The sequence below is a fragment of the Streptomyces kebangsaanensis genome (genome assembly GCF_001906585.1).
GTDB lineage: Bacteria > Actinomycetota > Actinomycetes > Streptomycetales > Streptomycetaceae > Streptomyces > Streptomyces kebangsaanensis.
Window position 1 is genome coordinate 64933 of sequence record NZ_JUJA01000058.1, and the last position, 17904, is coordinate 82836.

A 17904-nucleotide genomic window follows, 5' to 3' on the forward strand; every position below is an offset into this window, starting at 1 on the left:
GCCGCGGCCGTACGGCCCGTGCGAGACGGGCCAGGCGCGGTCTCGCGGCCCGCCAGGCTCTCAGCTCCGGCACGACCACCAGCCCCTTTCGCGATCACACACCTGCGTGAGGGACACTTAATCACCAGAACTATGTGCTGATCATGGAGGAGCCACCGGTGGAGTTCGACGTCACGATCGAGATCCCTAAGGGTTCGCGGAACAAGTACGAGGTGGACCACGAGACCGGTCGTATCCGCTTGGACCGTCGACTCTTCACCTCGACCAGCTACCCGGCCGACTACGGCTTCGTCGACAACACCCTCGGCGAGGACGGCGACCCGCTGGACGCGCTGGTCATCCTGGACGAGCCGACGTTCCCCGGCTGCCTCATCAAGTGCCGCGCCATCGGCATGTTCCGCATGACGGACGAGGCCGGCGGCGACGACAAGTTGCTGTGCGTCCCGGCGTCCGACCCGCGCGTGGAGCACCTGCGGGACATCCACCACGTGTCGGAGTTCGACCGCCTGGAGATCCAGCACTTCTTCGAGGTCTACAAGGACCTGGAGCCCGGCAAGTCCGTCGAGGGCGCCAACTGGGTGGGCCGCTCCGACGCCGAGGCCGAGATCGAGCGTTCCATCAAGCGCTTCCAGGAGCATGGCGGTCACTGAGCCGTCCGTCGCCCTCGGGCCGTGCCGCCCCGCCGGGGCGGCACGGCCTGTTCCCGTCCGCATGGGACCGGGCCCGTCCGCGCATACTGAGGCAGACGGAAGGTGTCGTTCAGGGAGCGTTGCCCAGTGACGGAAGCGGAGGACCGCAAGCCGCAGTCGGACGAGGCGAGGAGCGCGTTCAGAGCTCCCACGGGCAACTCGATGACCCAGGTCCAGCTGATCCCGGTCGTCCATCCGAGCGACGGCGAGTCGTCCACGACGTCCGAGTTCGCCCTGCCCGAGGGGCTGGCCGTCCCCCGCCCGGGGACCGAGCCGGAGACCACCTCCGAGTTCGCGCTCCCCGAGGGGCTCGACGTCCAGCAGCCGCCGGCCGCGGAGCCGGAAGGGTCCGCGTTCAGCCCGCCGAGCACCTACAGCGCCAGGCAGGCCCCGCCCGCCTTCACCCCGCCGGGCGGCATCCCCGCGGTCAGTCTCGCCAAGGACGTCCCCTGGCAGGACCGGATGCGCACCATGCTGCGCATGCCGGTGGCCGAGCGGCCCGCGCCCGAGCCGGTGCAGCGGGCCGAGGAGGGCGGCCCGGCCGTCCCGCGCGTGCTCGACCTGACCCTGCGTATCGGCGAGCTGCTGCTCGCGGGCGGTGAGGGCGCCGAGGACGTGGAGGCGGCGATGTTCGCGGTCTGCCGGTCCTACGGCCTGGACCGCTGCGAGCCGAACGTCACCTTCACCCTGCTGTCGATCTCCTACCAGCCGTCCCTGGTGGACGACCCGGTGACGGCGTCCCGGACGGTACGGCGCCGGGGCACCGACTACACGCGTCTGGCGGCCGTCTTCCAGCTCGTCGACGACCTGAGCGACCCGGAGACCCACGTCTCCCTGGAGGAGTCCTACCGGCGGCTGGCGGAGATCCGCCGCAACCGGCACCCCTACCCCGGCTGGGTGCTGACCGGAGCCGCCGGGCTGCTGGCGGGCACGGCCTCCGTGCTCGTCGGTGGCGACCTGATCGTCTTCGTGGCGGCGGCGGTCGGCGCGATGCTCGGCGACCGGCTGGCGTGGCTGTGCGCCGGACGCGGACTGCCGGAGTTCTACCAGTTCACGGTCGCCGCGATGCCGCCGGCCGCGATCGGTGTCGCGCTCAATGTGACGCACGTCGACGTGAAGGCGTCCGCGGTCATCACCGGTGGACTGTTCGCGCTGCTGCCCGGGCGGGCGCTGGTGGCGAGTGTGCAGGACGGGCTGACCGGCTTCTACATCACCGCCGCCGCGCGCTTGCTGGAGGTCATGTACTTCTTCGTCGGCATCGTCACCGGGGTGCTGCTGGTCCTGTACTTCGGTGTGAAACTGGGCGCCCAGCTCAACCCGGACGCGGCGCTCGCCATGAGCCAGCGTCCGGTGCTGCAGATCGTCGCCTCGATGCTGCTGTCGCTGACCTTCGCCGTGCTGCTGCAGCAGGAGCGGTCCACCGTGTTGCTGGTGACGCTCAACGGCGGGGTCGCGTGGACGGTGTACGCCGCGATGCACAACGTCGGCGGGATATCACCGGTGGCGTCCACGGCCGTGGCGGCGGGCCTGGTGGGCCTGTTCGGGCAGTTGCTGTCGCGGTACCAGTTCGCGTCCGCGCTGCCCTTCACGACGGCCGCGATCGGTCCGCTGCTGCCCGGTTCGGCGACGTACTTCGGCCTGCTGGCGATCGCGCAGAACAACATCGACAAGGGGCTGGTGTCACTGGCCAAGGCGGTGTCGATCGCCATGGCCATCGCGATCGGCGTGAACCTCGGGTCGGAGATCTTCCGGCTGTTCCTCAGGGTGCCGGGCGGCGCATCGGCGGCGGGGCGCCGGGCCGCCAAGCGCACGCGGGGATTCTGACCCGGAGCGCCCCGGGGGGGCTCCCCCCCTCAGGGGGCGCGGTGGTAGCCGCCGTTGTCCGGGTACTGCTGCGGGTTCTGGTCGTAGGAACCCTGTCGGCCGTAGTGCCCCTGCTGACCGTAGCCCTGCTGGTCGTAGGGACCCTGCCGGCCGTAGCCCTGCTGGTCGTAGGAGCCCTGCCGGCCGTAGCCCTGCTGGTCGCCGTACGGCTGCTGGGGGTACTGCTGCGGCTGGTTCTGGTTGTCGTTCTGGTCGCCGTACTGGTACGGCGGCTCGATGCGGCGCAGGCGGGTCGTGGCGTCGTCCATGACCGGCTGCTGGTGCTGCTGCTGGTACGGGGCGGGGGGCTCCTGTGCGGCCGGCTCCTCGGGGTTCTTCTTCCCCTGGGAGCGGGCGCGCAGGAACTCGATGATGATCGGGACCACCGAGAGGAGGACGATCAGGATGAGGATCGCCTCGATGTTCTCCTTGACGAAGGGGATGTTGCCCAGCCAGGAGCCGAGGAGGGTCACGCCCGCGCCCCACAGGATGCCGCCGACGACGTTGAAGACCAGGAACGAGCGGTACCGCATGCCGCTGACGCCCGCGATGATCGGCGTGAACGTGCGCACGATGGGCACGAAGCGGGCCAGGACCAGGGACTTGGGGCCGTGCTTCTCGAAGAACTCGTGCGCCTTGGTGACGTTCTCCTGCTTGAACAGGCGGGAGTCGGGGCGGTTGAAGAGCGACGGACCGACCTTCTTGCCGAACATGTAGCCCGCCTGGTCGCCGAGGATCGCGGCGACGCAGACGAGGGCGATCACGAGCCACAGGGGGTAGCGCAGCTGACCCGACGTGACCAGCAGGCCGGTGGTGAACAGCAGCGAGTCGCCCGGCAGGAAGAAGCCGATGAGGAGACCGGACTCGGCGAAGACGATGAGGAGCAGGCCCCAGAGCCCGAAACTGTTGAGCAGGTAGTTCGGATCCAGCCAGCTCGGGCCGAGGGCAAGCGTCATCACGGTTCCGGACTCCTGACGGGGGTGGGGAGATACGGCGTCGGCGTCGAGGCACGGCCTCGGTGCTCTGCCGCACAAACTACCAACGCAATGTGTACGCCCTGCGTTCCACTCGGGCCGTCGAGGAGTACGGCGGCGGTCCCGGCCCGGGAACGGCCCGCACCGGGCGGCCCGGGCCGGGTGGTCAGGAGGTGTGCCGGCCGGCGTTGGCGAGGATCGCCTCGCGCATGTACGCGGCCAGGCCCGGCCGGATCTTCTCGTAGGTCGCGGTGAAGCGCGGGTCGGCGACGTACATCTCCGCCAGGCAGGTGTGCATCTCGTGTGCGCAGTCGTAGTAGCTGCTGGAGATGAACCGGCGGTGTTCCTCGGCCACGTCCATGGCGGCCCGTGAGCCGGCCGGGGTGCCCGCGTCGAGCAGCGCCGCCATGCGCCGGTGGATCGCGTCCTGCTCCTCGGTGAGCCGCTGCCAGTCCTCCTTGGTGTACGAGGCGGTACGGCGCCGGGACTCCCGGTGGGCCTCCGTGTCGCCCCAGCGCCGCTGGACCTCCTCGGTGTACTTCTCGGGGTCGTGGTCGCCGAAGACCTCGAACCGCTCCTCCGGCGTGAGGTTGATGCCCATTCTGCGTGCCTCCATGGCGTGCTCCACGGCCGCGGCCATCTTCCGCAGCTTCTCGATCCGGGCGGTCAGCAGCTCGTACTGGCGGCGCAGGTGCGCCCGCGGGTCCGCATCCGGGTCGTCGAGCAGGGCCGCGACCTCCTCGAGCGGGAAGCCGAGCTCCCGGTAGAACAGGATCCGCTGCAGCCGGTCGAGGTCGGCGTCGCTGTAGCGCCGGTGGCCCGCGTGGCTGCGCTCGCCCGGGACGAGCAGGCCGATGTCGTCGTAGTGGTGCAGTGTGCGCACCGTCACTCCGGCGAAACCGGCGACCTGTCCCACGGTGTGGCCCACTTCCGCTCCTTCCTCGGTACGCGCTCCACAGTGGGTCCTCACGTCGCGTGAGGTGCAAGCGCGTTTCCCCGGGGATGCCGGGGCGTTTCCCGCTCCGGATGTTGTGCCGCTTTTGTCCGCTTATCGTGAGCCCGTGGCCCAGGACACCGCACGGCAGGAACCCACCGCCCCGGCGGCCCCGGCCCGCGCCCTGCTGCCACTGATCCTGCCCGCACTGGCCGTCGGTGTCGGCGCCGGCCTGATGTTCCTGCTGGTGAGCGGGCTGGCCGAGGAGTTGCAGGGAGCACTGTGGCAGGACCTGCCCGACGCGCTGGGCATCGGCCGGTACTCGGTGGTGTGGATGCTGGTCGTGCTCACCGCGACCGGAGTCCTGGTGGGTCTGGTGGTGTGGAAGGCGCCGGGGCACGCCGGCCCCGATCCGGCGACGCTGGGCCTGTCGGCCGCCCCGGTCCGGCCGGCCGTGCTGCCGGGACTGCTGGTGGCCGCCATGCTGACGCTGGCCGGCGGACCGAGTCTTGGTCCGGAGAACCCCGTCATCATGGCGAACGCGGCCCTGGCGTTCTGGCTGGGCCGCAGGCTGCTGCCCCGGATGCCGGGCGCGCTGTGGCCGGTGCTGGCGGAGGCGGCGACGATCGGCGCCCTGTTCGGCACGCCGGTGGCCGCCGCGCTCGTGATCTCCGAGGCGCTGGCCGGGCGGCCGGTGAAGGGCGCGTTGTGGGACAACCTGTTCGCGCCGCTGGCCGCCGGGGCGGCGGGCGCCATGACGACCGCCCTGGTGGCCCGCCCCACCTTCGACCTGGGCCTGCCTCCCCTCGGCCGCCCCCACTGGGGCGACCTCCTGGCCGCGCTGGTGATCGCCTCCGCGGCCGCGCTGCCCGGCCTCGCCGCCGTGTACGTCTTCCCGTACGTCCACCGGGCCTTCTCATGGCTCGGGCACCCGCTGGTGGCGCTGCCCGTCGGCGGGCTCGTGCTCGGCCTGCTGGGAGCGCTGGGCGGCCGTCTGACGCTCTTCAAGGGGCTGTCGGAGGTCGCGGAGCTGGCCCGCGACCCCGACGGCCGGCCGGCGGGGCAGTTCGCGGCCATGGCCGTGGTGAAGCTGGCCGCGCTGCTGGTCGCCGCGTCCTGCGGCTTCCGCGGCGGGCGGATCTTTCCGTCCGTGTTCATCGGCGCCGCGTTCGGGCTGACCGCGCACGCGCTCGTGCCCGCGGTGCCGCCGGCGCTGGGCGTGGCGGCGGGTGTCCTGGGCATGCTCATGGCCGTCACCCGGCAGGGCTGGGTGAGCCTGTTCACAGCCGCGGTCCTCGTGTCCTCCCCGACGATCCTCGCCCTGCTGTGCGTCGCCTCGCTGCCGGCCTGGCTGCTGGTGACCGGCCGGCCGCAGATGCAGCTCTCGACGGACGGGAGGGCGATCCGCTGACCCTCCCGCTCCGGCTCCCCTCGACCTTCACTCACCCCGTAGGAGACAGTCCATGCCGCTCCACCGAGGACCCGAGAAGCCCGACGAGCGCCCCCTGTCCGTCAACCCCTTCTACGGGGAGGCGAACCCGGCCGTGGAGATGGCCGAGGCGCCGCCCAAGCACCGGCTCGCGGAGGCGCCCCTGACCCCCACGACGGCGTACCAGCTGGTGCACGACGAACTGATGCTGGACGGCAACTCCCGGCTGAACCTGGCCACGTTCGTCACCACCTGGATGGAGCCGCAGGCCGGCACGCTGATGGGCGAGTGCCGGGACAAGAACATGATCGACAAGGACGAGTACCCGCGCACCGCCGAGCTGGAGCGGCGCTGTGTGGCGATGCTCGCCGACCTGTGGAACGCACCGGACCCGTCGGCGGCCGTCGGCTGTTCGACGACCGGGTCGAGCGAGGCGTGCATGCTCGCCGGGATGGCGCTCAAGCGGCGCTGGGCGCGGCGCAACGCCGGCCGCCACCCCGCGCGGGACGTGCGCCCGAACCTCGTCATGGGCGTCAACGTCCAGGTGTGCTGGGAGAAGTTCTGCAACTTCTGGGAGGTGGAGGCCCGTCGGGTTCCCATGGAGGGCGACCGCTTCCACCTCGATCCGCAGGCCGCCGCCGAGCTGTGCGACGAGAACACCATCGGGGTCGTCGGCATCCTCGGCTCCACCTACGACGGCTCCTACGAGCCGGTCGCCGACCTGTGCGCGGCACTGGACGCCCTGCGGGAGCGGACCGGCCTGGACGTCCCCGTGCACGTGGACGGCGCCTCGGGCGGCATGGTCGCGCCCTTCCTCGACGAGGACCTGGTGTGGGACTTCCGCCTGCCGCGGGTGGCGTCCATCAACACCTCGGGGCACAAGTACGGGCTGGTCTACCCGGGCGTCGGCTGGGCGCTGTGGCGCGACAAGGAGGCACTGCCCGAGGAGCTGGTCTTCCGGGTCAGCTACCTGGGCGGCGACATGCCGACCTTCGCGCTGAACTTCTCCCGGCCGGGCGCCCAGGTGGTGGCGCAGTACTACACGTTCCTGCGGCTGGGCCGCGAGGGCTACCGGCTGGTGCAGCAGTCCACCCGCGACGTGGCCCGCCACCTCGCCGAACGGATCGGGGCGCTCGGCGACTTCCGGCTGCTGACCCGCGGCGACCAACTGCCGGTGTTCGCCTTCACCACGGCGGCGGACATCACGTCGTACGACGTGTTCGACGTCTCCCGGCGGCTGCGCGAGAACGGCTGGCTGGTGCCCNCCCGCCGAACCGGCAGGACCTGTCCGTCCTGCGCGTGGTCTGCCGCAACGGCTTCTCGTCGGACCTCGCCGAACTGTTCGTCGAGGACCTCACCCGCCTGCTGCCGGACCTGCGCCGCCAGCCGCACCCCCTGACCCGGGACAAGAAGGCGGCCACCGGCTTCCACCACTGAGAGGTCCGCGCCCTCCCCAGAACAGATCGCTAGCCATTCGCGACTTCTGAGAACCCCCCTTCTCAGAAGTCGCTGGACATCTACTAACCGAGCTCGTACTGTTACCTGAGCTGAAGAGGAGAAGGCGGTCAGCTTCCGGGGCAGCGGCGTTTGCCTGCGCCCCGGGCCGCCTTCACAGGTCCGGACATAGCTGTGCCCCGGGCTGTGTGCAAAGCAGTGACAGTACTCCGGGGCTCACGCCTCCGAAGGTAACACGGAACCGTACGTTCAGGGGGCACAGTGGTGACAGAGGAAGAGGTCAAGCGGATCGCGGACGCGATCTCGGCCGAGAGGTTCCAGCCCTATCTCGACGAGTGCGGTGGGGACCCTCTCGTCGCCCTGCGGCTCTACTGCTGGGACGGTGAGGCGTCGCGCGCGTTCCTGAGCGCGCTGCGCGATTTCGAGGTCTCGATGCGCAACGCCTTCCACTCCAGGCTGGCCGGCCGCTACGGCCGGCCCNGACTGGTGGGACTCCCCGCGGGTCCAGCTGACGACCAAGGGGTTCCAGCAGGTTCGCAGTGCCCGCCTCGCCCTCCAGCAGGAGCTGGGAGCGGCCAACGTCACCCCCGACGACATGGTCGCCAAGCTCACGCTCGGTTTCTGGGTGGGCCTGACCGGTCGTGGCCAGAACTACGAGATGCAGTTCTGGAACCCCGCCCTCCGTCACGCCTTCCACGGCTACCGGGGCAGGCGGGGCGCGCTCCAGCAGCAGCTGGACCACGTGCGCCGGTTCCGCAACCGCATCGGCCACCACGAGCGTGTCTGCCACCGCCACCTGGAGAAGGACTACGAGACGCTGCTCCGGCTCCTCGACTACGTTTCACCCGAAAAGGCGTCACTGCACCGGCAGTTCAGCCAGATCCCCGACGTGCTCGCCCGCAAGCCGCTCGTGCTGGCCGGCGCCGAGCCGATCAGGCTGTGAGGCCATCGTGCCCCGACCGAAGCCCACGTTCATGTCCTGGGAGCGCCCCGCCGCACCCGAGCCCGAGTCCGCACCCGAGCCCCAATCTGCGCCGGTCCCGTTCCACGCCCCTGTCTCGCTCGGTGAGATCAAGGAACTCGCCGGGGTAGGCCGTCCCACGGTCAGCAACTGGCGGCGGCGATTCTCACGAGAGGTCGTGGGCGGCCCCGGCGACAACCGCCGCCCGTTTCCCGACCCTCTCGCCGGAGTGGGCAGCGAGAGCAAGCCCCTTTTCGACGCAACCGAGATCGCGGACTGGCTCGACCTGCGCCCCGTCCCGGACTCCGAGCCCGACGACGACGGACACCTCGAGACGTACGGCGACCGCTTCCGCCGCGCCCTGCGGCTGCGCGGCCTGGTCGCGCTCAAGCACCGGCTGGGCTCGGCGGAGACGCTGATCTCGCAGGCGCTCGCGGTCATCGCGATGTCCGCCGAGGGCAAGGACTGGATCACCGAGGCGCTCCCCGCGGAACTCCTCCCGGAGTACGAGGCCGCCGACCCCGATGTCGTCCGCGCCGCTCATGAGCTCATGGACGAGATCGGCGCACCCGGCTGGGCGGCCGACGCGCTGCTCGGCCTCGACGACGAGGGCCTGGAGATCGCCAGACGGCTCGAATCCGACCTGGTCATGGACATCACGCCACGGGGAGTCGTATCACTGGTCGCCGCGCTGATCGGCCCCAACGAGGGCGGCCCCGACCAGCGTTCGACGATCAGCCTGTGCGCAGGGCTGGGGGAACTGCTGCTCGGGATGAGCGGTGGACCGTACGAGGGTCTCCGGGGTCACGGCGAACTCGTGGCCGTGGAACCCGATCCGCTGCTGCGCAAACTGCTGCGCTACCGGCTCCTCAGCTACGAGGCCGGAGCCGCCGACGTCTGTGCCTCACCCCCGGACCTCGACACCCCGCGCGCCTGGAACCAGACCCCCGTCGAACCGCACGACTTCTCGACCGCCGACCTGGTGCTGGCCGATCCGCCCTATGTGTCGGGTGAGCGGGAACGGGATGCCGAGGGCCCTCTATGGTGGGCGCTGGAAGCCGTGCGCCGGCTGCGGCCGGAGGGCCGCGCCTACGTCGTCGTCCCCACCTGGACGCTGACCCGCACCAGCGGCACCGGCCCGACATCCGTGCGCACGCCGACGATCAGCACGCGCGAGGCCCTGCTGGACGAGGGGTGTGTGGAGGCGATCGTCCAGCTTCCGCGCCGCATTCACCCGTTCCGTACGGGAGCGGAGTACGCGCTTCTGGTACTGCGCCCACCGTCCTCGGAACCCCGCTCGGTACTCCTCGTCGACGCCGACCGCATCGCCCAGCGGGCGGGCGGGAGAACCGAGGCATGGATCGAGCAGGTGGTGGGGCTCACGCGCCCTGGCGTGGTGCCCGAGCCCGGCGAGGAGCGGTCGACGGAGGACGATGGCGCCTGCGACCCTCAGGACGCGCAGCGCGTCAGCGTACGGGCGTCCGGCCCCGGCCGCGAGCAGTTGCTGGACAACCGCTCGATCCTGCCCGCCCACCGGCTGGCGGCACCCGAAGCGCACGTCGACCACTTCGAGGAGACGCTCACCGCGCGCCGCGTCGTCGCCGCCGCCATTCCCCGCCTACGGGACTGGGTGGGCGACATGAACATCAGTCGGCGGGACGTGAACACGCCGATGCGGCACCGGAAGCTCGACGTCCTCCTGAAGGCGGGGCAGTTGAAGCTGCTCAACGGCCATCGGGTCAAGGAGGGTGACATCGGCGAGGCGGGCCTGCCGGTCGTCGGGCGCGAGGAGATGCTCGGCGAACTGCCGGTGGGTGCGCGGTGTATCGCCCCCGAGGACCTCGCGGTGTACCCGTCGGCCAAGGTCACCGATCCGGGTGATGTGCTGCTGCTCGCCGAGTACGGGGTGCGCTGTCTGGTCGACACGGCCGGCGGGTGCGTCCTGCTGTCGCCCGTGCAGGGGTTGCGCATCACGGCGTACCGGGAGCATGTACGGGAGGCCACCCGGGGCGGGCCGGGACACTCCGCGGAATTGTGGATGCGTCCGCACTCCCTGGCCCGTCTCCTCCAGGCGCCGCGCAACCAGCATCGCGGCAGTGGGTCGCTCGTTCGACGGGTGAGCGTGCGCGACATGGACCTGCCGCAGCTGCCGCCGGAGGAGATCGCCGAGTTGGAGGCGATCCTGGCCGAGACGGAGCGGCTGCGGGCCGACGTGCGCAGGCAGTTGGAGGCGTTGGACCGGCTCGCGGAGCGGGTGTCGGCGGGGGTCGCCGACGGGACGCTGGCGTTGCGGAGGCAGTGACGAGGTGGTGAGGGGAGCAGGGGTGGTCCGGTTCGGCCGGAGCCGGTGTCGTGTGCGCAGCGTCGTTGTGCAGTAAGTGTTTCGCAGTGTGTCGAGAGAAGTGAGGGTCCCGTGCCGCCACGGAAGAAGAAGGAAGCCAAGCCGGAGGACATGAAGTCCATCCTCTGGAAGTCCGCGGACAAGCTGCGCGGAAGCCTGGACGCCGCCGAGTACAAGCACTTCGTGCTCGGTCTGGTGTTCCTGAAGTACGTGTCCGCCGCCATGGAGGAGAAGCGGGCGCATCTGGAGGAGGGGCTGCGGCCCGGGGGCTGGCTGCTGGAGGAACTCGGTTTCGACGGGGCGCCTCCGGCGTCCGCGATCCCGCAGATCGTGGAGGACCGCGAGCTCTACACCGGCGCCGGCATCTTCTACGTCCCGCCGACGGCCCGTTGGGAGACCGTCCTGGAGCGCGCCAAGGGCACGCTGGAGGACCCGACCCTCGGCAAGGTCATCGACACGGCCATGGAGACGATCGAGAAGTTCAACTCCTCCCTGAAGAAGGGCACGCTGCCCCAGCAGTACAACAGCGGCCGCGTCGACGAGACGACCCTCGCCGGCCTGGTCAAGCTCCTCGACCGGCTCACCTTCCAGGCCCAGGTGGGCGAGGACGGACAGCGCGTCGGGGCGCGGGACCTCATGGGTGAGGTGTACGAGTACTTCCTCGAGCAGTTCGCGCTTCAGGAGGGCCGCAAGGGCGGCGAGTACTTCACCCCGCCGAGCGTGGTGAAGCTCCTGGTGGAGATGCTGGAGCCGGAGGAGGGCGAGCGGGTTCTCGACCCGGCGTGCGGCTCGGGCGGCATGTTCGTGCAGGCGGAACGCTTCGTGGAGACGCACGGCGGCGACCGCATGAACGTCGGCGTGTACGGCCAGGAACGCAACCTCACGACCTGGCGTCTGGCCCACATGAACCTCGCGATCCACGGCATCGAGGCCGACCTCGGCGAGGGGCCGGCCGACTCCTTCCGCGACGACCAGCACGGCGAGCTGCGGGCGGACGTGGTCATGGCCAACCCGCCGTTCAACATCTCCGACTGGGGCGGCGAGCTGCTGGGCGTCGACGACCGGTGGACGTACGGCACCCCGCCGGTCGGCAACGCGAACTTCGCGTGGATCCAGCACATGGTCAGCCACCTCGCGCCGGGCGGCCGGGCGGGCATCGTCCTCGCCAACGGCTCCATGAGCAGCAAGTCGGGCGGCGAGGGCGACATCCGGCGCGCGATGGTCGAGGACGACCTGGTGGCGTGCATGGTGGCGCTGCCGGGTCAGCTGTTCCGGTCGACGCAGATCCCGGCGTGCCTGTGGTTCCTCGGGGAGGGCAAGGGGCGGCACTCGAAGTGGGTGCGGGGCCGGAAGGACGAGGTGCTGTTCATCGATGCCCGGGAGATGGGCGTCATGGCCTCGCGCACGGAGCGGGTGCTGACGGACGAGGAACTGGCCCGGATCGCGGGGACGTTCAGAGCGTGGCGGGGAGCGGAGGATTCGGACGCCGGGGCGTACGAGGACGTGCCCGGGTTCTGCCGGAGCGTGCCGCTGGAGGAGCTGCGCGAGCACGAGTTCGTGCTGACGCCGGGGCGGTATGTGGGGGTCGCGGAACTGGAGGAGGATCCGGACGCGGAACCGGTAGAAGAGCGGGTGGCTCGGCTGAGCAAGGAGCTGTTCGGGCTGTTCGAGGAGTCGGGGCGGCTGGAGGCTGTGGTGCGTGAGCAGTTGGGGAGGGTGTGATGTTTGCTGACTGGCGCGAGCTTCCGCTGCCTCAGATCCTTGATTTCCAGGAAGGCCCTGGGATTATGGCCCGCGATTTCCGTCCAGAGGGTGTACCTCTGATCAGGCTCGCAGGCCTCAAGCAAGGAGCTCCGCTACTGGCCGGTTGCGATCGGTTGGACGAGGAGCAGGTATCGAAGCGCTGGAACCATTTTCGACTGCAACTGGGAGACGTTCTCTTGAGTACGTCTGCCTCCCTGGGAGAAACTTCAACGGTTGATACCTCAGGCATCGGAGCTATCGCCTATACCGGCATCATCAGGTTTCGCCCCAAGACAAGCGAAATCTTGGCCAACTTCATTCCTCATGCCCTTACGGCGCCATCCTTCAAACGCCAAATTGAGGCCATGGGGGTGGGAAGTGTGATCAAGCATTTCGGCCCCACGCATTTGCGGCAAATGACGATTCACCTACCACCCGTGTCACACCAGCGGGCCATCGCCGAAGTCCTCGGCGCCCTGGACGAAAAGATCGCCGTCAACGAGCGGATCGCCGAGACCGCTATGGAGATCGCCCGGGCTCGCTACGCCCTCACACCCGCCACAGCGGAGATGCGTATCGCAGACATCGCTACAGTCTTCGATGGCCCGCACGCCACACCGCAAAAGACGCCACACGGACCGTGGTTCCTGAGCATCAGCAGTTTGAAGGGAGGCGTGCTGGACCTGGCAGAGTCCGCGCATCTCTCCGAGGACGACTTCCCTCGCTGGACAAAACGCGTGCAGCCACAAGAGGGCGACGTGCTGTTCTCCTACGAGACTCGACTCGGAGAAGCCGCCCTCATGCCTGCCGGGGTCCGCGCATGCCTCGGTCGCCGCATGGGACTCCTGCGTCCACGAAGCGCGTCTGTGAACGGCACACTGCTGCTCCACGCCTACCTGAGTCGCGAATTCCAAAAAGAAATCAGGCGACGCACCGTCCATGGCGCCACTGTCGACCGCATTCCTCTCAAAGAGATGCCTTCATGGCCTATTTCACTGCCTGTTGAAGACGATCGGGAGGACCTAATCTCGGCTCTCAACGCACTGCACTCCAAGATCACGCATACCGCAGAAGAGAACCGAACCCTCGCCACCCTCCGCGACACCCTCCTCCCCCAGTTGGTAACCGGCAAGCTCCGCATCAAGGACGCCGAACGAGCCGTAGAGGACGCCGTATGAGCGTGGACCCCGACGGGCAGCCGCCCCCCGGCTCCGAAGCCGCCGCCTCCCACGCCGAAGCGCTCACCTTCTCCGAGAAGGACTGGGAGCACATCGCACTGGAGCAGCTCGCGGAGTTCGGGTGGCTGCATGTCGACGGGAAGGACCTCGGGCCTGCCCATGGGCACCGCAAGTCCTGGGACGACCTGATCCTCTACCCCCGCCTGCGCACCGCCATCGCCACCCGCTACCCCCACCTGCCCGAGACCGCCGTCACCGCCGCCATCGACGAACTGCTCAAGCAGTCCCCCGGCTCCGACGTCCGCCAGAACTGGCTGTTCTACCGCCGTCTCACCATGGACGCCGTGAAGGTGTCCTACCGGGACCCGCTCACCGACACCGACCGGCACGAGACCGTCCGCGTCGTCGACTTCGCCAACCCCCACGGCAACGACCTCGTCGCCGCCTCCCAGGTCCGCGTACGCAGCAACTCCCGCGGCCGGGAGTTCGTCTTCGACATCGTCCTGTACGTCAACGGACTCCCCCTCGGCATCATCGAGCTGAAGAAGGCAAGCGGCCCCGACGACTCCCGCAAGGCCTACGACCAGATCCGGAACTACCGGCGGGAGCTACGCAACGACGGCATCTTCAGGACCCTGCTCCTGGCCGTCGCCACCGACGGCATAACCGCCCGCCTCGGCACCCCCTTCACGCCCTGGCAGCACATGGCCCCCTGGCACGCCGACGAGGACGGGACCCTGCTCCGCAAGAAGGAGTGGCAGGACGGCCGCGCGCTGGAGCGCATGATCCAGGGCCCGCTCGAACCCGACCGTTTCCTGGACCTGATCGGCTCCTACCTCTCCTACTCCGCCGACGGCACCGGCGCCGACGTCGACACCGTCAAGCTCGCCAAGGCCCACCAGTACTTCGCCGTGCGCAAGGCCGTGGCCGCCACCGAGTCGGCCGCCGCGACGGACGGAAAGGCAGGCGTCGTCTGGCACACGCAGGGCGCCGGCAAGAGCGAGGAGATGCTGTTCTACACCGGCAAGGTGGTCCGTACCCCCAAGCTGTCGAACCCGACGATCCTGCTCCTCACCGACCGTATCGACCTCGACACCCAGCTCTTCGGCACCTTCGCCAGGAGCCACAGCCTGCACCGGATCATCGGCGGCGAGCTCGAGAAGGCGCACAACGCCCAGGAGCTCAAGGACCTCCTCACCCGGGACACCAGCGGCGGCGGGGTCGTCTTCAGCACGCTCCAGAAGTTCCGCGTGAGCCCGGCCGAGCGGAAGGCCGGCGCCAGGCACCCCGTCATCTCCCCGCGTCACGACATCATCGTCATTGTCGACGAGGCCCACCGGAGTCACTACGACTTCAAGGACGGCTTCGCCCGCAACCTCCGCGACGCCCTTCCCCACGCCACCTTCATCGCCTTCACCGGCACCCCGATCGACAACGCCACCGGCAGTACCGAGCAAGTCTTCGGTCCCACCATCCACACCTACGACCTCACCCAGGCCGTGGACGACGGCGCCACCGTCCCTGTCTACTACGAAGCGATCCTCCACAAGGTCAAGCTTCCCGACGACATCGACCTCGACGACCTCGACGCCCAGGCAGAGGGTCTGGTGGAGGGACTGACCGAGGCGGAGCAGAAGCGCGCCCGCCGCCGATTCGGCACCTTCGAAGACCTCATCGGTGCTGACGAGCGGATAGACGAGCTCTCGAACACGATCCTCGATCACTGGGACACCCGCCGAAAGGAGATGATCAAGCTCACCGGTCGGCCCGGCAAGGGCATGATCGTGTGCTCCTCCCGTGCCATCGCCGCCCGGCTCTTCAACGCCATCGCCCGCCGCCGCCCGGAGTGGGTCGGCGAGCGGGACCCGGTCAGCGGCCTCTACCCGGACGACACCGGCAAGGTACGCGTCGTCTTCACCGGCAACCCCGGCCACGAGGACGACGAAGTCGCCGACTACGTCCGCACGCCCACCCAGCTCAAGCGCATCCAGAAGCGCGTGGTGGACAAGGAGGAGAAGGACGAGCTCGAACTCGTCATCGTCCAGTCCCTCTGGCTGACCGGCTTCGACGCCCCGCCCCTCCACACCCTCTACCTCGACCGCCGAATGCGCGGCGCGGCCCTCATGCAGGCCGTCGCCCGTGTCAACCGCACCTGGGGCGAGAAACCCTCGGGCCTCGTCGTCGACTTCCTCGGCGTCGCCCAGGAACTCACCGACGCGCTCCGCGAGTACTCGGCGCCCGACCAGAAGAACCGCACCATCGGCGCACCCGTCGAGGAGGCGTGCACCTCCGTACGACGCACCCACCAGCGGATCGGAGAGATCCTGCGCCCCTGCCCCTGGCGCGCGACCTTCGACGCCCACGGCTACAAGGAAGCTCTCTACGACGTCCTCGAGTTCCTCAAGGAAGCCGAGCCGGACCTGGAGCCCGGCAAACCCACCCGACACCAACTGTTCATGCATCACTCACAGTTGCTGTCCCGGTCCTTCTCGCTCTGCTCCACCCACCCGGACGTCCAGGACCTCCTGCCCGACATCCGGTTCTACTCCTCCGTCCGCGCTTCACGCCGGAAGCTCACCGTCGACGACCGCGAAGTCGACGGACTCGCCACCGAGGCGGACGTGAACCGGCTCGTCAGGCAGCTCAACGCCGAGGTCGTCGCCGCCGACGGTGTCGTCGACATCTACGACGCCGCTGGACTCACCAAGCCCGACCTGTCCCACCTCGGCGAGGACTTCGTGGCGCAGATGCGGGCCAGTCGGCATCCCAACCTCGCGATCGAGGCGCTGCGGCGCGCCATCAAGAAGGAGATCAGGGACGCTCATCCCGGCAACGTCGTACGCCAGCGGACCTTCACCGAGAAGATGCAGGAGGTCATGAACCGCTACCACAACGGCCTCCTCAGCTCCGCCGAGGTCATGGACCTGCTCGTCGATCTGGCCCGCACCATCTCCGCGGACCGTACGCGGGCCAAGGAGCTCGGCCTGACGGAGGACGAGCTGGCCTTCTACGACGCTGTCGCCGACAACCCCTCCGCCCTGGAGCTGGGCCAGGGCGTCCTCGCCGAGATCGCCCACAAGCTGTGCGAACTCGTCCGCAAGGACGTCACCGTCGACTGGCGTGTCAAGGGCCAGGCCCGCGATCGCATCCGGGGCAAGGTCAAACTCCTGCTCCGCCTCTACGGCTACCCGCCCGACCAGGCTCCGGACGCGATCAACCGCGTACTGAAGCAGACGGAGGTCAAGGCGGACGAGTGGTCGTGAGTCAGTGGGCGGTCAGGAGGGGAAGCCGCCGCTCCTGACCGCCGTGACGAACGTCGACCATGCGGACCTTGGAATGATCACGGCGGGTCCGTGGGGGTTCTTGGAGTCTCGCACGGGAACGCCCGCAGGGTGGTCATCCAGCACTTCGAGGCAGCTGCCACCCTCCGGGCCGCTGTACGACGACTTCCGCCAACCGCCCAGCGGGGCACCATCCACTATGAGGGAATCAGTCACAACGCCCGTACTCCTTCGCAATCGCCTGCATCATGGCGGCGGACTCCTTGAGCGGCAGCGCGTCGCTCAGTGCCAGATCGTAGGCTCCCTCAAGGCGTGTGACCACCGACGGAGAGTCGTGCACCTTGCCCACTTGGACGCCCTCCGAGTACGCCAAGGGTGGTTGGTCCTCGAAGGACATCAGCGTGATCAAGCCCTGTAGAAGCTGATACGCACCTACCCCGTAGGGCACCACATGCACCCGTACACGGCGCCGCTCCACCAGCCGAACCAGATGTGTGATCTGCTCCGCCATGACATCTCGGCCGCCCACGACCCGCCGCAGAACCGCCTCGTCCAACAGCGCCCAGACTACGGGCGTGACCGGGTCGTCCAGGACCTTCGCCCGCTCCAGACGTGTGACAACAAGCCTGTCACATTCCTCTTCACTCACCGGAGGGAACGACGTGCTCAAAACCGCACGCGCGTACCTTTCCGTCTGAAGGATGCCCGGCACGAACGACAGGGCGAACTCACGGATCATCACTGCCTGTTGTTCGAGTCGCCGTGCCGACTCGAAGTAGTCAGGAACCGCCGCTTCCTCCTGCGGCAGAAACCGGCTGAGCACATTCCCCGTGCCCAGCGCGTTGTCCAGCCGCCGCGCATCCTCCCGTGACGGCACCCGGCGCCCCGCCTCGATGTGGGCGATGTGCGTTCGCGTCATGACCGCCGCCTCAGCCAACTGCTGCTGTGTCAGGCCTGCCGCCTCGCGCTGCTCCTTGAGCCAGTCGCCGTAGTTGGTGCCCACGAGATCAACTCCTCCGTGACAAATGCTCTGTCACCTCAAACCCCCTGGCGAGC

Annotated in this window: 12 protein-coding genes and 2 pseudogenes; 10 read left to right on the plus strand and 4 right to left on the minus strand. The window is 69.2% G+C overall.

Translation table 11 applies throughout. From position 1 onward, the window contains the following. The first annotated feature begins 158 nt into the window (after positions 1-158). Together RH94_RS08475 and RH94_RS08480 are read left to right on the plus strand one after the other, a co-directional pair. Positions 159-650, plus strand: coding sequence for an inorganic diphosphatase (locus tag RH94_RS08475; protein ID WP_073947016.1), 492 nt, complete (start codon positions 159-161; stop codon positions 648-650). Between the two features lie 126 nt (positions 651-776). Next, a complete protein-coding gene (locus RH94_RS08480) occupies positions 777-2513 on the plus strand; it encodes a threonine/serine exporter family protein (protein WP_073947017.1) in 1737 nt (578 codons plus the stop codon). Positions 2514-2542: 29 nt separating this feature from the next. Here RH94_RS08480 and RH94_RS08485 read toward each other — a convergent pair whose 3' ends face one another. Both RH94_RS08485 and RH94_RS08490 read right to left on the minus strand, forming a co-directional pair. Continuing rightward, on the minus strand, positions 2543-3511 hold the full coding sequence (locus RH94_RS08485) for a DedA family protein (RefSeq protein WP_073947018.1): 969 nt from the start codon (positions 3509-3511) through the stop codon (positions 2543-2545). A 181-nt stretch (positions 3512-3692) separates the two neighbouring features. Beyond that, positions 3693-4454: a MerR family transcriptional regulator gene (locus tag RH94_RS08490; RefSeq protein WP_073947019.1), complete on the minus strand. Its 762-nt coding sequence runs from the start codon at positions 4452-4454 to the stop codon at positions 3693-3695. Positions 4455-4587: 133 nt separating this feature from the next. Here RH94_RS08490 and RH94_RS08495 point away from each other — a divergent pair, with 133 nt between their 5' ends. The 8 genes and pseudogenes from RH94_RS08495 (at position 4588) to RH94_RS08525 (ending at position 16830) form a co-directional block, all read left to right on the plus strand. Beyond that, on the plus strand, positions 4588-5871 hold the full coding sequence (locus RH94_RS08495; protein WP_073947020.1) for an ion channel protein: 1284 nt from the start codon (positions 4588-4590) through the stop codon (positions 5869-5871). 52 nt (positions 5872-5923) lie between these two features. Beyond that, on the plus strand, positions 5924-7153 hold a 1230-nt coding region (locus tag RH94_RS08500; protein ID WP_234425625.1), incomplete at its 3' end, for a glutamate decarboxylase. Between the two features lies 1 nt (position 7154). Then, positions 7155-7326, plus strand: a pseudogene (locus tag RH94_RS42790) (glutamate decarboxylase); the annotation flags it as partial. Positions 7327-7608: 282 nt separating this feature from the next. Then, positions 7609-7824: pseudogene (locus RH94_RS42795) on the plus strand (hypothetical protein); the annotation flags it as partial. Between the two features lie 470 nt (positions 7825-8294). Beyond that, entirely contained in the window at positions 8295-10607 is a 2313-nt protein-coding gene (locus tag RH94_RS08510; protein ID WP_143203976.1) for an N-6 DNA methylase, read from the plus strand. Positions 10608-10718: 111 nt separating this feature from the next. Then, on the plus strand, positions 10719-12368 hold the full coding sequence (locus RH94_RS08515; protein ID WP_073947022.1) for a class I SAM-dependent DNA methyltransferase: 1650 nt from the start codon (positions 10719-10721) through the stop codon (positions 12366-12368). Further along, complete coding sequence (locus tag RH94_RS08520; protein WP_073947023.1) at positions 12368-13567, plus strand: restriction endonuclease subunit S; 1200 nt, start codon at positions 12368-12370, stop codon at positions 13565-13567. The genes RH94_RS08515 and RH94_RS08520 overlap by 1 nt, the downstream gene beginning before the upstream one ends. Beyond that, complete coding sequence (locus tag RH94_RS08525; protein ID WP_073947024.1) at positions 13564-16830, plus strand: type I restriction endonuclease subunit R; 3267 nt, start codon at positions 13564-13566, stop codon at positions 16828-16830. The genes RH94_RS08520 and RH94_RS08525 overlap by 4 nt, the downstream gene beginning before the upstream one ends. Positions 16831-16842: 12 nt before the next feature. On the opposite strand, the gene RH94_RS08530 is transcribed toward RH94_RS08525, so the two are convergent. Both RH94_RS08530 and RH94_RS08535 read right to left on the minus strand, forming a co-directional pair. Beyond that, entirely contained in the window at positions 16843-17064 is a 222-nt protein-coding gene (locus RH94_RS08530) for a DUF397 domain-containing protein (RefSeq protein WP_073947025.1), read from the minus strand. Beyond that, the gene (locus RH94_RS08535; protein ID WP_073947026.1) at positions 17057-17851 is read right to left on the minus strand and encodes a helix-turn-helix domain-containing protein; all 795 of its coding nucleotides are present in this window, start codon (positions 17849-17851) and stop codon (positions 17057-17059) included. Before RH94_RS08535 ends, RH94_RS08530 begins: the two co-directional genes overlap by 8 nt. Between the last annotated feature and the right edge of the window lie 53 nt (positions 17852-17904).